At 64.3% G+C, this 272-nt stretch carries 1 pseudogene; it reads right to left on the bottom strand.

The features are described from left to right. Positions 1–272: pseudogene (locus AC0L2O_RS36800) on the bottom strand (AMP-dependent synthetase); the annotation flags it as partial.

Below are 272 nucleotides of genomic sequence, written 5' to 3'. Positions count from 1 at the left end.
GCGACCTCCTCGCCGAGCTTGTCGTGTGGCGTGGCGAAGGTGACGACCTGGGCCACCGCCGGATGATCCATCAGCACGTCGTCGACCTCGAGCGGCGAGATCTTCTCGCCGCCACGGTTGATGATCTCCTTGAGCCGGCCGGTGACGCGCAGATAACCGTCATCGTCGAGCATGCCCTGGTCGCCGGTATGAAACCAGCCATGCGCGAAGGCGGTGGCATTGGCGTCCAGATTGTTCTCGTAGCCGGCGGTGACATTGGGCCCGCGAATGAC

This window comes from Bradyrhizobium sp. Kon10 (assembly GCF_055807395.1).
The sequence above is the reverse complement of the archived record's forward strand: the minus strand, read 5'-3'. Positions and strand labels throughout refer to the sequence as shown.